The organism is Oscillospiraceae bacterium (assembly GCA_025758045.1).
Lineage (GTDB): Bacteria > Bacillota > Clostridia > Oscillospirales > Ruminococcaceae > Gemmiger.
This window is the reverse complement of sequence record CP107208.1, coordinates 3,104,683-3,117,105: the sequence shown is the minus strand read 5'-3', so window position 1 is coordinate 3,117,105 and position 12,423 is coordinate 3,104,683. Positions and strand designations below refer to the sequence as shown.

The window sequence follows — 12,423 nt, the reverse complement described above, 5'->3', positions numbered from 1 at the left end:
CCATGGGAATGACCATGACACAGAAGATCCTGGCCGCGCATTGCGGAGAAGCAGCCGTGACCGCGGGCCAGCTCATCAACGCCCAGCTCGACATCGTGCTGGGTAACGACATCACCACCCCGGTGGCTATCAACGAGTTTGAGAAGGCCGGTTTTGACTCGGTGTTTGACCGCACCCGCGTCAACATTGTGCTGGACCACTTTGTACCCAACAAGGACATCAAGAGCGCCACCCAATCCAAGCAGTGCCGCCAGTTCGCTGACAAATACGACATCCTCAACTTCTACGATGTCGGTGAGATGGGCGTCGAGCATGCGCTGCTGCCCGAAAAGGGCATCGTGACCGCGGGCGACTGCATCATCGGTGCCGACAGCCACACCTGCACCTACGGCGCGGTGGGCGCGTTCTCCACCGGTGTTGGCTCTACCGATATGGCCGCCGGCATGGCCAAGGGCGTGGCCTGGTTCAAGGTGCCCGCTGCCATCAAGGTCGAGCTGACCGGCGCCATCCAGCGTCCCGTCACCGGCAAGGACGTCATCCTGCACCTGATCGGTGAGATCGGCGTTTCCGGCGCGCTGTACAAGAGCCTGGAGTTCGTGGGCGAGGGTGTCAAGAGCCTGACCATGGAAGACCGCCTCTGCATCTGCAACATGGCCATCGAGGCTGGTGCCAAAAACGGCATCTTCCCGGTAGACGAAATCACCGAAGCCTACCTGAAGGGCCGCAGCCAGCGCCCCTGGGTCAAGTACGAAGCCGATCCCGATGCCGAGTACGAGCGTACCGTCACCATCGACCTGACCGCGCTGGAGCCCACCGTCAGCTACCCGCACCTGCCGGAGAACACCCACCTGGCTAAGGAGGGCAAGGACATCAAGATCGACCAGATCGTCATCGGCTCCTGCACCAACGGCCGCATCGAGGATATGCAGGCCGCCTACGAGGTGCTGAAAGGCAAGCACATCGCCAAGGGCGTGCGCGGCATCATCATCCCCGCCACCATGGCCGTGTACAAGGAGTGCATCCTGCGCGGATACACTGAGGCGTTCATCGATGCAGGCTGCATCGTCTCCACCCCCACCTGTGGCCCCTGCCTGGGCGGCTACATGGGCATTTTGGCGGCAGGGGAGCGCTGTGTTTCCACCACCAACCGCAACTTTGTGGGCCGCATGGGCCACGTGGACTCCGAGGTCTACCTGGCCAGCCCCGCCACCGCCGCAGCCAGCGCGCTGACCGGCTACATCACCGATCCGAGGGAGGTTTGAGCCATGAACGCAAAAGGACCTGTTTTTAAATACGGCGACAATATCGACACTGACGTTATCATCCCGGCCCGCTACCTGAACACCCAGAGCGCCGCCGAGCTGGCCAGCCACTGCATGGAAGACATCGATAAGACGTTCATCACCCGCGTCAAGCAGGGCGACCTGATGGTGGGCGGAGAGAACTTCGGCTGCGGCTCCTCCCGCGAGCATGCGCCCGTAGCCATCAAGGCCGCCGGCATCAGCTGCGTCATCGCCAAAAGCTTTGCCCGTATCTTCTACCGCAACGCCATCAACATCGGCCTGCCGATTTTGGAGTGCACCGCCGCCAGCGAGGCCATCAACGAGGGCGACATCGTCAGCGTCAACTTTGACACCGGCGTTATCACCGACGAGACTACCGGCCAGACCTTCCAGGCAGCCCCATTCCCGGAGTTTATCCAGAACATCATCAAACAGGGCGGCCTGATGAACAGCTTGAAAGATTGAGGAGTCATCCATGAATAAAAACATTGCCCTGATCTACGGCGACTGCTCCAGCCCGGAGATCGTGACCCAGGCGGTGCGCGTGCTGGACAAGATTGCTGCCAAGCACGGCCACACTTTTAGCTACACCCGCGCTTACATGGGCGGCGAAGCCATCGATAAATTCGGCGACCCGCTGCCTGCTGCCGAGCTGGAAAAGTGCAAACAGTCCGACAGCGTGCTGCTGGGTGCCATCGGCGGTCCTAAGTGGGAGGGCATGCCCGGCGACCGTCGCCCCGAGAAGGGCCTGCTGCGCCTGCGCGCGGGCATGGGCCTGTACGCCAACAACCGCCCGGCCAAGATCTGGCCCCAGCTGGCGGATGCCTCCCCGCTGAAAAAGTCCATCGTGGACCAGGGCATCGACTTTATCGTCGTGCGTGAACTAATCGGCGGCGTCTACTTTGGCGAGCATAAGACCATTGAGCAGAACGGCGAGAAGGTCGCCATCGACACGATGCCGTACTCTGAGCATGAGATCGAGCGCATCGGACGTATCGGCTTTGAGACGGCCATGAAGCGCCGCAAAAAGCTGACCTGTGTGGACAAGGCTAACGTGCTGGACACCAGCCGCCTGTGGCGCGCCGTTATGCACCGCCTGCAGGCCGAGTACCCCGAGGTAGAGTACAGCGAGATGTTCGTAGACAACTGCGCCATGCAGATCTGCAAGAACCCCGCGCAGTTTGACGTTATCGTGACCGAGAATATGTTCGGCGATATTTTGTCCGACGAAGCTAGCGAAATCACCGGCAGCATCGGCATGGTGCCGTCCTCCTCCCTGGGCGAGGGCACCTGCGGACTGTATGAGCCGATCCACGGCTCTGCGCCCGATATTGCCGGGCAGGACGTCGTCAACCCGATTGCCTGCATCCTCTCCGCGGCCATGATGCTGCGCTACAGCTTCGATATGCCCGCCGAGGCCGACGAGATCGAGGCGGCTGTCAACGCTGTTCTCGACGAGGGCTACCGCACCGCCGACATGATGGCCGAAGGCTGCATCAAAGTCGGCTGCACCGAGATGGGCGATAAGATTTTGGAGAATATTTAACCTACCCCTGCCATTCACTTAGGGAGAGTCTTGTTTAAAGTTCTTTTGCTCCTTTTCTTTCAAGAAAAGGAGAGCCCCCGCTGGATTGTGCGAACCAGCGAGGGCTGTTTTTATTGTTTTTTGCTGTCGACCACGTCACGCCAGGGGCGGGCATCGGCCAACTGATTGCAGCGGTGGGTGCGCCAAGCGCGCAAGGCCAGGGTAAGCACCGCAAACAGCGCGGCGGCCACCACGTTGGGGATGCCAATGTTGGGCAGATTGGGGTAGACCCAGTTGTAAATCAGCCCAAACTCCACAAGCCACAACGCCAGCAGCACCGTCTGCGCACTGCCATAGCGCAGCCCCTTGCCGTAGGAAAGCCAGGACGCGGGAACGATGCGCTGCATCAGCCAAGCGCTGGGCATCATCACCACGATGCAAAGCCCTAGCATGGCAGCGTCAAAATGGCTGTCCCAGGCACCACGCAGCAGCAGATAGGTCGTTGACATCGCCAGCCCGTAAATGCACATCCATACCAGGCTGTCCAGCATGTAGTCAATTAGTTTGGGGTGGGGAATGCTGGCCAGCAGGTCCAGCTTAAAAGTCTCCACGTCACCGATGACGGCGGGCAGGTATTGGCCGTCTGCCTCGGCGCTGGCCGCCATGGCGATCAGGTCCTTGCGCACCAGCTCCACATCGTAATTGATGCCGCGGCTATTGCTGATGGTGTTCAGGATGTCGGTGATGGTGTCGCGGTCGCACTCGGCCAGCGTGGAAAAGATGAGGTTGTTTTCCTGTTTCAGTTGTTTGTACTCGTTGCGGAACTTCATGTTCAGTCCTCCTCGCCCTGTAAAATATGGTTGACGGCGGCGCTGGCGGCACGCCAGGCAGCCGTGAATTCCTGCAGATAGGTCTCTCCGTCTGGCGTGAGCTGGTAATATTTGCGGCTCGGCCCGCCGGAACCCGCGCGGTACTCGGCGCCAATCAGCCCCTTGCGCTCGAGCCGCAGCAGCAGGGGATAGAGTGTGCCCTCGGTCAGGTCGGCAAAGCCGCTGTCCCGCAAGGTGGTGGCAATGGCATAGCCGTAGGTCGGTTCCCGGTCAATGATCTTTAAAATGCAGCCTTCCAGCGTACCCTTGCGCAACTGTGCTTGGTCGAACAAAGCTTGCCCTCCTTCCGCTACCTTGTATTACCATGGTGTTGTTTGAGTACATTGTAATACATAGTAGCAGCGTTGTCAATAGGTGTTGTGCAAAAAAAAGAGCGCCAGTCTCCCGGCGCCCCAAAGGACGAAATCACTTTTTTCGCAGCCTATACCAGACATTTGCCACAGCATCAAATGTCTTGCTCACCGGTGCGCTGGCCAGCAGGCAGACGCAGCCCAAGGCCTCCAGCAGCACAAATACTACCGTGACCGGCAGCGGCTTTTCGTGGGCGAGCTGGAAAAAGCCCAGCTCGCTGTAAAACGCAAAAATCGGCATATGGAAAAGATAAACCGCCAGCGTCTTTTTGCCTAGGCCTGCAAAGGCCTTGCATCCGCCCAGGGCGGCGATCAGCGCCAGGCTGGTCACAATACCGATGGCGTAAAACCATGCCCGGTCGGGCATGGCATACCCCTCGCCGTAGGCGACATCGTTAAAAATCTTGGCACTTTCCCGCAGCTGACCTTCCTGCAGCATCAGGCTGCGGAAATACAGCCCGTAGCAGACCACCAGCGCTCCCGCCGGGGCCAGCCGCATCACAGGGCTGGTCGCGGCCAGGTCATCCAGCCGGTCGATCTGCGGGCGGAACAGCACGCCGAACGCATAAAACGGGTAGTAAGCAAACACGCGCACCAGTGTGAACGGCCAATCCACATTGCCGGCCCACAGGCCCAGCGCCACGGCACCTGCCAGGCCCAGCAGGACAAAAGGCAGGCCCTTATCTCGCAGACGGGTCAACAGCGGCAGGGTCAGATGCCAGAAGATCAGCGCGTACAGATACCACATGTGCCGCCAGGGCAGCAAAAACGCCAGCAGCAACCCGCCGGAGGCAGCAAAATCCTCCCGCAAAATTACGGCGCGGAACGCCAGCATGATTGCCTGGCCCACGGCGTACAGCCACACCTGCTGGGTGATAAGCTTCCACAAGCTGAAATGCGCCACCAGCCCGCTGCAAATGCAGAACAACGCCATATGGAACAGGTAGATGCAGATAAACGTCGCCCCGATGGGCTTGAAGCCGAAGCGGAACTGCTCCATAAAATGCCCCAGCACCACCAGCAGGATGCCCAGGCCTTTCATAATATCAATATAATCGCGGCGTGCGGTTTTGTTGTTTGACATAGAACCTCCTTGGGATAGCAAAAGGCCCCCTCTGGGTGGGTGACTCCCCACAGCGCGGGGAGATGTCGCAAAGCGTCAGAGGGGACCGGGTCCGAAGGACTCCGCTGATAGGCAGTGGGGGAGAGAGCCTAAAATTTAGCAGCCGCTCATTTATTTGTCTCTCCCTCCGCCCCTTCGGGGCACCTCCCTCACAGAGGGAAGCTTTTAAGGTCGCATCACTTTTTAATGATTTCCCCAGAATCCACCTTGGTTAGGGCTTCCACCTTGGCACCGGCCTTTACGATGCCGCCGGGGGCAACATGCACGCCGCGGCCCAGGACCGCGTCGTGGTCCACGATGGCCCCGCCGTTGATGATGCAGCCCACGCCCAGATGCGCATCGGCACCCACATAAGCCTGGGGAAGGATCACACAGCCCGGCTCCAACACAGCACTGGGGCTGACGGCCGCCATATCACTGATAAACACCGGCGTGTCATACCCGGCCGCTGCCAGCTTTTGCAGCAGCTCCACGCGCAGGGCGTTGTCGCCCAGGGCCACAAAGGCCGGGCGGCCCGGTTTCAGCAGCTTAGGGTCGGCGTAGTCACGCAGGCCGCCCACGCAGCCGGGGGCGCTATCGTCGAGGAATTCCGCCTCACCCCAGCCTTCGGCCGAGAGCCAATCCGCCAGCTGGCGGCCAAAGCCGCCCTTGCCCAGGATCAGCGGGTGATTTTTGGTGATGCTGATAGAAATGAATGCCATACTTATCCCTCCTGTGCCGTTTCGGCAGTCTCACCGTTCAGGGTCTCCACAACATCTGGGTCCGCGCTTTCCAGGCTGGTGCGCGGGTGCACGGCCAGCGGGTCGGGCAGGGTGCCCGTCTCCAGCTGCTGCAATGTCCGCGGTATGCCGGGGAAGAACCGTGCAATGCCGGTCCCGGCGCAGTGCAGGCCATCAAAAAAGTCTGTTTCCTCTAAGCCGTCGATGCACTCTGGGTCGTAGCTGCCATACAGCGGCACGTTATTTTGGGCGCAGTATTCGCGCAGCCAGTTCTCCACCTGGAAGAACCCCTTGTGCAGTTCCGGCTCGGTGATCAGGTAACCATAGAGGTACGGGTGCCAGGGCGACAGCACCAGAATCACGGTAGTGCCTTGCTCCCTGGCGTAGTCCATAAAGGACTCAAACGCCTGGATCTGGGTGGTGCTCATCTCGTCGAAGCCCTCCATGTGCACGCTGTTAAAGCTCATGCAGGCTTCGGCGGCCAAGGTGCGGATCTGATCCGCCGTCTGGGTACGGAACGCCACATCGTACAAAACACTGCCGTCCGACCGCTTGATCGTCGTTGTCTGGTCGTAGGGGTCTCCCTGCACAGGGTTGAACTCGATGGTATTGCCGTCGTCATCGGTGACGGTGGTCTGGCCGCGGTTCTTTATGTAGTAGTCCACGTTGCCCTGGAAGTAGGCCGGGTCGGCTAGCGCCTTCCACAGCTCCACCTTGTCCGGCTCCTCATAATCGGTGGGGACGTTCAGCACCTTGGTCAAAAACTCGTTGTACAGGTCAGCGTCGGCGCGGGAGTCAAAGGCGTCCTCGCTGCCGTAAAAGACCCAGGGGTCGATACTCCACAGCAGCACCTTGGGCGTTTTGCCGTAGCTGACCATCTTGTAGTAGCTGGTCATATTGTCGCGCACGTCCGCGCCGGTAACGCCCATATTAAAGAAGGTGTCCACGCCGGTGTTTTCCCGGTTGAACTGCAGCACGCGGCTGGAGCCAATGCCAATGGCCTCGGGGGCCTGCTCCACATCCTGCGCAAACAATTGTACCACCTGGCGCTCGTCCATCTGCTCGAAGTTGGTCACATCGTACCCCTGCAGCATCAGGTCCACGATGCGGCGGGGTGCCAGTGCGCCCTGGAACAGGCCGCTGCGGTCCACGTTATAGCTGAACGCCACCATGAACACAAGGATGGGTACCAGCAGCACCAGGCGGCTGGCGGTTTTCAGGCCAAAGTAGATGCGGCGGATCAGGCCGTGCAAAAACCACAGCAAGGGATTGCGGCGGCGCTTGCGGCGCTTTTTGGGGGCCGCCTTTTTCGGCTTTGCCGCTGGGGCGACCGGGGCCGCGCCGTTGGTATCGCGCTGAATTTTAACCGGCGGCGCGGGGATCGGGGTAGGGGATTTAGCCATAATGCACCGCCTTTCGTTAATATTGCTGGTAGATGAACGCCGACTGGCCGAACGCCGCGAAGAACAAGATCGCGGCCGCCGCGGCGTAGTAGAGGGTCCAGCGCAGCGGCCAGACCTGCTCACGGATCCAGCGGGTCACACTGCGCCCGCCGTGCTCCACGGCCAGCACCACAAAGGTGCCAAACAGCAGCACCACCGGCAAACGACCATCGATGCCGCAATCCAGCAGCATCTGCTGCACCTGGTGCCAGCTGCTGGCCAGGCCGTTCCAGCCCTGCAGCATGCTGCTGTAGATGGCGAACGGGTCAGCGTTGTACAGCGCCGCCGCGAAGAACACGAGGGTCACGCAGAACAGCAAATCGGTGATGGTCACCTGGCAGACGGCCTTCAGCCAGGCCTGGCGGTACAGCGGATTGAATTTTTCAAGTTTCTTGCGGGCCTTGGCGGTCATGGCGCCAAAGGCAGCGCACAGGCCGCAGGCAAGACCCCAGGCCAGGTACCGCCAATCGGCCCCGTGCCACAGGCCGCTGCACAAAAACACAATGACGATGTTTAAGTAGTGCCGCCAGGGCGCGCAGCGGCTGCCGCCCAGCGAGAAGTAGACGTAATCTCGGAACCAGCCGGTCATCGAGATATGCCAGCGGCGCCAGAAATCGTTGAAGCTGCGGGCCTCAAAGGGGGAGTTGAAGTTCTCGATCAGGTCATAGCCCAGGATGCGCGCCGCGCCCAGCACGATGTCGCAGCAGCCCGAAAAGTCCATATACAGCTGCACAGCAAACAGCACCGTGGCGGCAAACAGGTTAGGGCCGCTCATCTCCGACATATTACCGTAGACGAAGGAAACGTACTGGCTCAGGTTATCGGCGATGACCATCTTTTTGGTGTAGCCCCACAACATGCGAAACGCGCCGCCCGCGCAGCGGTTGTAGCTGAAGCGGCGGCTTTTTTGAATTTGCGGGCGCATCTGGGGGTAGCGCTCAATGGGGCCGGTGATGAGCGTGGGGAAGAAGCTGACGAACAGCGCATAGTGCAGCGGGTTTGTTTCGACCTTGCAGCGTCGTTTATACACATCGATGGTGTAGCTCATCGCCGCAAAGGTGAAGTAGCTTAACCCCAAGGGTGCCAGCAGATTGTCCCGGTGACTGAGGATGCTGCCGCCGAGGGTATCGGCCAGCATGTTCCAGTATTTGTAGTAAACCAGGATGCCAACGCCGCCCAGCACCGTCACCAGCAGCGCCAACACCCGCACAGGTTTGACCTTGACTTTGTCGATGATGAGGCCGCACAGCCAGCTGACCGCCGTGGCCCCCAGCAGCACACCTACCAGCGGGCGGTTGACGGGGTCATAGCAGAAAAATCCATAACTGGCCGCCAGCAGAAAGTAGGGGCGCAGCACCCGCGGCAACAGATAATGCACCAGCGCCACTGCCACAAAAAAAGCGATAAACAACAGCGATGTGACCGCCATTGACTGATCCTCGCACAGGAACGCGAGGATCTGCTCCCAAGTGATCGTCATAGTGGATACTCTCTCTTCCGCTTTTGTAACATCTTTTTATAACGTATTATCGGTTCTTTTCTTCCAGGTCGCGCACACGCTTTTCCAAAATGGCGTTAGCCTGGGTCAGCCGCTTGCACTTTTCGGCCAACTGGGTGATAGCGATGCTCAACGAAAGCAGCACCACCAGCACAAAGCAGAACATCAGCAAAAATACCAGGTTGACCGGCATTTCAATGGACAAAACGTCCCGCAATACGTAAATTACGTAGGGGAACGCCGCCGCAATGACCAGCGCCACCGCCAGCAAAAGCCACAGCAGGCTGTACTTTACACTCATCAGCCCGCGCTTGAGCAGGGTAAAAATGATGCACAGCAGCACCAGCGCACCCAGCACCATAAACAGCTGCAATTGTGGGGTCATGCCTTGCCTCCTTTTACCTTATGGATGGAGAAGCGGTCGATGATGAGCGCCAGCGACACTTTGATCATGTAGTAGGCGCTTTTAAAGCTGTGGATGCTGGACACACCGCCCTGGCGTTCTTTCATGATAACGGGGGCCTCGCCCACCGAGAAACCCGCCAGGCTGGCGGCGAGGATAGCCTCCGGCTCCGGGTAATCAATGGCGTAGTGACGTGCAAAATAGGCGGTCATCCGGGCGTTGCAGGCGCGGAAACCGCTGGTAACATCCAGCACACGCTTGCCGCACAGCAGGTGGATCAGCCAGCTTAAAAAACGGATGCCCACCCGGCGCATGAAGCTGGTCTGGAAACCCTCCTTTTTAATAAAGCGGCTGCCGATGCACATATCGTAGGTGCCGTCCAGCACGGGCTGCACCACTTCCATCAGGTAGGCGGGGTCGTGCTGGCCGTCACCGTCCATCTGCACGGTCACGTCGTAGCCGTTGTGCACAGCGTACTGGTAGCCGCACTGCACGCCGCCGCCAATGCCCAGATTGACCGGCAGGTCCAAAAACGGGTAATGGTGGGCGCGCAGGATGTCGGCACTATGGTCGGTAGAGCAATCGTTGATGACAAGGAAATCCACCTGCGGGCAGGTGGACTGCAGATGTTCCACCGTTGCCACGATGTTTTCTTCCTCGTTATAACAGGGGATCAACACCAAAATTTTTTTATCCAAAAGGGGGTACCTCGTGTTTTCTTATTCTCCCCGCAGGGTAAAGCTTTCCAGGCGGCGCAGCAGTTCAGTGCGGCGGTAGTGGGCTTCGTAGTAGGCTTTGGCTTTGGTGCCCAGGGCGGCGCGGCCCTCGGGAGCCATGCGGTACAGCGCCAGCAGGTTGGCCTCCAGTGCGGCCTGGTCGCAGGCAGGGCTGACAAGGCCGCCGCCGCTTTCCTTGACCGCCTCGTACCCGGCGCCGTTCATACTGGCCACAACCGGCTTACCCGCGGCCATATAGCTGGCCAGCTTGCCGGGCACTGTCAGGCCTAAGTCTGGGGAATCAGACAGGGAGATCAGCAGGGCATCGGCCAGGGTTGTAAAACTCGGCACCTTTTCTGCAGGTACACTGCCATAAAAGGTCACCGCATCCCCGGCGTGGAGTTCTTCAGCCAGGGCTTGCAAGCTCTCGCGGCTCATGCCGTCGCCCACCAGCAGCAGATGCAGGTTTTCGGCCCCGGCAGCGCGGGCATCCAGCACGGCGCGCAGCACCATATCCAGGCTTTGTGCCGGGGTAAACGTGCCGGTGAACACCAGGTTGAATCGTCCGGAAAAGCGGGCTTCCAGCTCTGGGTCATGGCAGGGGACAGCGTAAAAATCCTCGCAGTACTGCGAAATTACGGCCACGTCTTTTTCCGGCTTGCCGGTGCGGGCGATCAGCCGCTTTTGCAGCGGTACGCTCATGGCGATCAGGCGGTCGGCGCGCTTATACAGGCTGTCGCTGACCGTCTGGGCCACCCAGCGCATAAAGCTGTTTTTGACCGGAAGTACGCTGTACAGGTTCTCCGGCCAGAGGTCCAGCACATAGTTGGTAAAGGGAATTTTATGCTTTTTGGCATATTTAATGGCCGGCCAGCACATCAGCACCGGGCTGGTGTTGAAGCAGAACACTGCATCGTACCCGCCGGGCAGGCGGTTCAGCGCCCCCGCCGCGTAGAGCGGCCAGCTGACGTAGTTCAAAAAGATCGTCTTGCCGGTGTTTCCCTTGCGGGGAATCTCCCGTGCACGGAAAATGTGCGCCCCTTTGTAGGTTTCCTCAAAGGGGCCGTCCGCGCTGTAGCCGGGGAACCACTCGCCCTTGGGGTAGTTGGGCAGGCCGCAGAGCACGTCCACGTCCAGTCCATCCTGCACAAAGCCCTCGACAATATCATTGATCCGGAAATTTTCCGGCCAAAAATGCTGGGTCACGACCAAAATTCGCATAGGTTTGTTGTTCCAATCTTAATTCTTCCGCCACACCATCTTGTTGACCACGCCGGTGTAGCTCTGGATGATCTTGACCACCTTGGTGGAGACATCCTCGGTGTAGTAAGGCACAGGGATGCCGTAATCGCCATTGGCGTTCATGGCCACGGCGGTCTCAACGGCCTGCTCCACGCCGCCGGCGCGGATGCCGGCCAGCACAAAGCAGCCCTTGTCCAGCGCTTCGGGGCGCTCGGTGGAGGTGCGGATGCAGACCGCCGGGAAGGGATGCCCCACGCTGGTAAAGAAGCTGGATTCCTCCGGCAGCGTGCCGGAATCCGAGATGACCGCAAAGGCGTTCATCTGCAGGTGGTTGTAATCGTGGAAGCCGAGAGGCTCGTGCAGCTTGACGCGCTCGTCCAGCTTGAAGCCCATAGCATCCAGCCGCTTTTTGCTGCGGGGGTGGCAGCTGTACAAAATCGGCATGTCGTAGGTCTCGGCCAGATGGTTGATGGAGGTAAACAGGTCGATAAAATTCTGCTCTGTATCGATGTTTTCCTCGCGGTGGGCGGAGAGCAGCATGTACTTCTGCGGCTCCAGGCCCAGGCGCTCCAGCACATCGCTGGCCTCGATCTTGGCGAGGTTGGCGTGCAGCACTTCGGCCATCGGGGAACCGGTGACGAAGGTACGCTCCTTGGCGGTGCCCTCGGCGTTCAGGTAACGGCGGGCATGCTCGGAATAGCACATATTCACGTCAGAAATATGGTCCACAATGCGGCGGTTGGTCTCCTCAGGCAGGCACTCGTCAAAGCAGCGGTTTCCGGCCTCCATATGGAAGATGGGAATATGCAGGCGCTTGGCCGCAATGGCAGACAGGCAGCTGTTGGTGTCGCCCAAAATCAGCAGGGCGTCAGGCTTTTGCTCCACCATCAGAGCGTAGGATTTTGCAATAATGTTGCCGATGGTCTCGCCCAGGTCCTTTCCGACGGCGTCCAGGTAGAAGTTGGGCGCGCGCAGGCCCAGGTCCTCAAAAAAGACCTGGTTCAGGTTATAATCGTAGTTCTGGCCGGTGTGGACCAGGATCTGGTCAAAGTAGACATCGCACTTTTTGATAACGGCCGACAGCCGGATAATTTCCGGTCGGGTACCGATGATGGTCATGAGTTTGAGTTTGTTCATATTGCACCTCTCTTTTGAAGCCCCCTCTGGGAGGGTGACTCCCCACGGTGCGGGGAGATGTCGCGCCAGCGACAGAGGGGTCCGGCTACGAAGTC

General features: G+C 59.5%; 13 protein-coding genes. 3 read left to right on the top strand and 10 right to left on the bottom strand.

The annotated features are described in order from the left end of the window. Positions 1-2: 2 nt before the first annotated feature. From leuC to leuB, 3 genes are read left to right on the top strand one after another with little or no spacing between them, the layout of a single operon-like run. Positions 3-1,262 (top strand): 3-isopropylmalate dehydratase large subunit, encoded by a 1,260-nt coding sequence (gene leuC, locus OGM81_14680; protein UYJ43532.1) that lies wholly within the window; start codon positions 3-5, stop codon positions 1,260-1,262. 3 nt (positions 1,263-1,265) lie between these two features. Continuing rightward, entirely contained in the window at positions 1,266-1,748 is a 483-nt protein-coding gene (gene leuD, locus OGM81_14675; GenBank protein UYJ43531.1) for a 3-isopropylmalate dehydratase small subunit, read from the top strand. Positions 1,749-1,758: 10 nt separating this feature from the next. Further along, positions 1,759-2,829, top strand: coding sequence for a 3-isopropylmalate dehydrogenase (gene leuB, locus OGM81_14670; GenBank protein UYJ43530.1), 1,071 nt, complete (start codon positions 1,759-1,761; stop codon positions 2,827-2,829). A 110-nt stretch (positions 2,830-2,939) separates the two neighbouring features. On the opposite strand, the gene OGM81_14665 is transcribed toward leuB, so the two are convergent. The 10 genes from OGM81_14665 to wecB form a co-directional block, all read right to left on the bottom strand. Next, a complete protein-coding gene (locus OGM81_14665; protein UYJ43529.1) occupies positions 2,940-3,638 on the bottom strand; it encodes a hypothetical protein in 699 nt (232 codons plus the stop codon). 2 nt (positions 3,639-3,640) lie between these two features. After that, the gene (locus tag OGM81_14660; GenBank protein ID UYJ43528.1) at positions 3,641-3,970 is read right to left on the bottom strand and encodes a PadR family transcriptional regulator; all 330 of its coding nucleotides are present in this window, start codon (positions 3,968-3,970) and stop codon (positions 3,641-3,643) included. A gap of 133 nt (positions 3,971-4,103) precedes the next feature. Next, entirely contained in the window at positions 4,104-5,132 is a 1,029-nt protein-coding gene (locus tag OGM81_14655) for an acyltransferase family protein (protein ID UYJ43527.1), read from the bottom strand. A 215-nt stretch (positions 5,133-5,347) separates the two neighbouring features. Beyond that, the gene (locus OGM81_14650; GenBank protein ID UYJ43526.1) at positions 5,348-5,872 is read right to left on the bottom strand and encodes a hypothetical protein; all 525 of its coding nucleotides are present in this window, start codon (positions 5,870-5,872) and stop codon (positions 5,348-5,350) included. A gap of 2 nt (positions 5,873-5,874) precedes the next feature. After that, positions 5,875-7,293 (bottom strand): hypothetical protein, encoded by a 1,419-nt coding sequence (locus OGM81_14645; GenBank protein ID UYJ43525.1) that lies wholly within the window; start codon positions 7,291-7,293, stop codon positions 5,875-5,877. A 16-nt stretch (positions 7,294-7,309) separates the two neighbouring features. Continuing rightward, positions 7,310-8,812, bottom strand: coding sequence for an MBOAT family protein (locus OGM81_14640; GenBank protein UYJ43524.1), 1,503 nt, complete (start codon positions 8,810-8,812; stop codon positions 7,310-7,312). A gap of 46 nt (positions 8,813-8,858) precedes the next feature. After that, a complete protein-coding gene (locus OGM81_14635; protein ID UYJ43523.1) occupies positions 8,859-9,215 on the bottom strand; it encodes a DUF2304 domain-containing protein in 357 nt (118 codons plus the stop codon). After that, positions 9,212-9,931, bottom strand: coding sequence for a glycosyltransferase family 2 protein (locus tag OGM81_14630; GenBank protein ID UYJ43522.1), 720 nt, complete (start codon positions 9,929-9,931; stop codon positions 9,212-9,214). The genes OGM81_14635 and OGM81_14630 overlap by 4 nt, the downstream gene beginning before the upstream one ends. 21 nt (positions 9,932-9,952) lie before the next feature. Then, positions 9,953-11,170 carry a glycosyltransferase family 4 protein gene (locus OGM81_14625; GenBank protein UYJ43521.1) on the bottom strand — a complete coding sequence of 406 codons (1,218 nt, stop codon included), beginning with the start codon at positions 11,168-11,170 and terminating at the stop codon, positions 9,953-9,955. Positions 11,171-11,188: 18 nt separating this feature from the next. Continuing rightward, positions 11,189-12,328, bottom strand: coding sequence for a UDP-N-acetylglucosamine 2-epimerase (non-hydrolyzing) (wecB, locus tag OGM81_14620; protein ID UYJ43520.1), 1,140 nt, complete (start codon positions 12,326-12,328; stop codon positions 11,189-11,191). Positions 12,329-12,423: the final 95 nt, after the last annotated feature.

What these genes read in the sequence shown, in the direction of transcription:
- leuC (UYJ43532.1), top strand. Translation starts at nt 3, where the DNA reads ATGGGAATGACCATGACACAGAAGATCCTGGCCGCGCATTGCGGAGAA.
- leuD (UYJ43531.1), top strand. Translation starts at nt 1,266, where the DNA reads ATGAACGCAAAAGGACCTGTTTTTAAATACGGCGACAATATCGACACT.
- leuB (UYJ43530.1), top strand. Translation starts at nt 1,759, where the DNA reads ATGAATAAAAACATTGCCCTGATCTACGGCGACTGCTCCAGCCCGGAG.
- OGM81_14665 (UYJ43529.1), bottom strand. Translation starts at nt 3,638, where the DNA reads ATGAAGTTCCGCAACGAGTACAAACAACTGAAACAGGAAAACAACCTC.
- OGM81_14655 (UYJ43527.1), bottom strand. Translation starts at nt 5,132, where the DNA reads ATGTCAAACAACAAAACCGCACGCCGCGATTATATTGATATTATGAAA.
- OGM81_14650 (UYJ43526.1), bottom strand. Translation starts at nt 5,872, where the DNA reads ATGGCATTCATTTCTATCAGCATCACCAAAAATCACCCGCTGATCCTG.
- OGM81_14645 (UYJ43525.1), bottom strand. Translation starts at nt 7,293, where the DNA reads ATGGCTAAATCCCCTACCCCGATCCCCGCGCCGCCGGTTAAAATTCAG.
- OGM81_14640 (UYJ43524.1), bottom strand. Translation starts at nt 8,812, where the DNA reads ATGACGATCACTTGGGAGCAGATCCTCGCGTTCCTGTGCGAGGATCAG.
- OGM81_14635 (UYJ43523.1), bottom strand. Translation starts at nt 9,215, where the DNA reads ATGACCCCACAATTGCAGCTGTTTATGGTGCTGGGTGCGCTGGTGCTG.
- OGM81_14625 (UYJ43521.1), bottom strand. Translation starts at nt 11,170, where the DNA reads ATGCGAATTTTGGTCGTGACCCAGCATTTTTGGCCGGAAAATTTCCGG.
- wecB (UYJ43520.1), bottom strand. Translation starts at nt 12,328, where the DNA reads ATGAACAAACTCAAACTCATGACCATCATCGGTACCCGACCGGAAATT.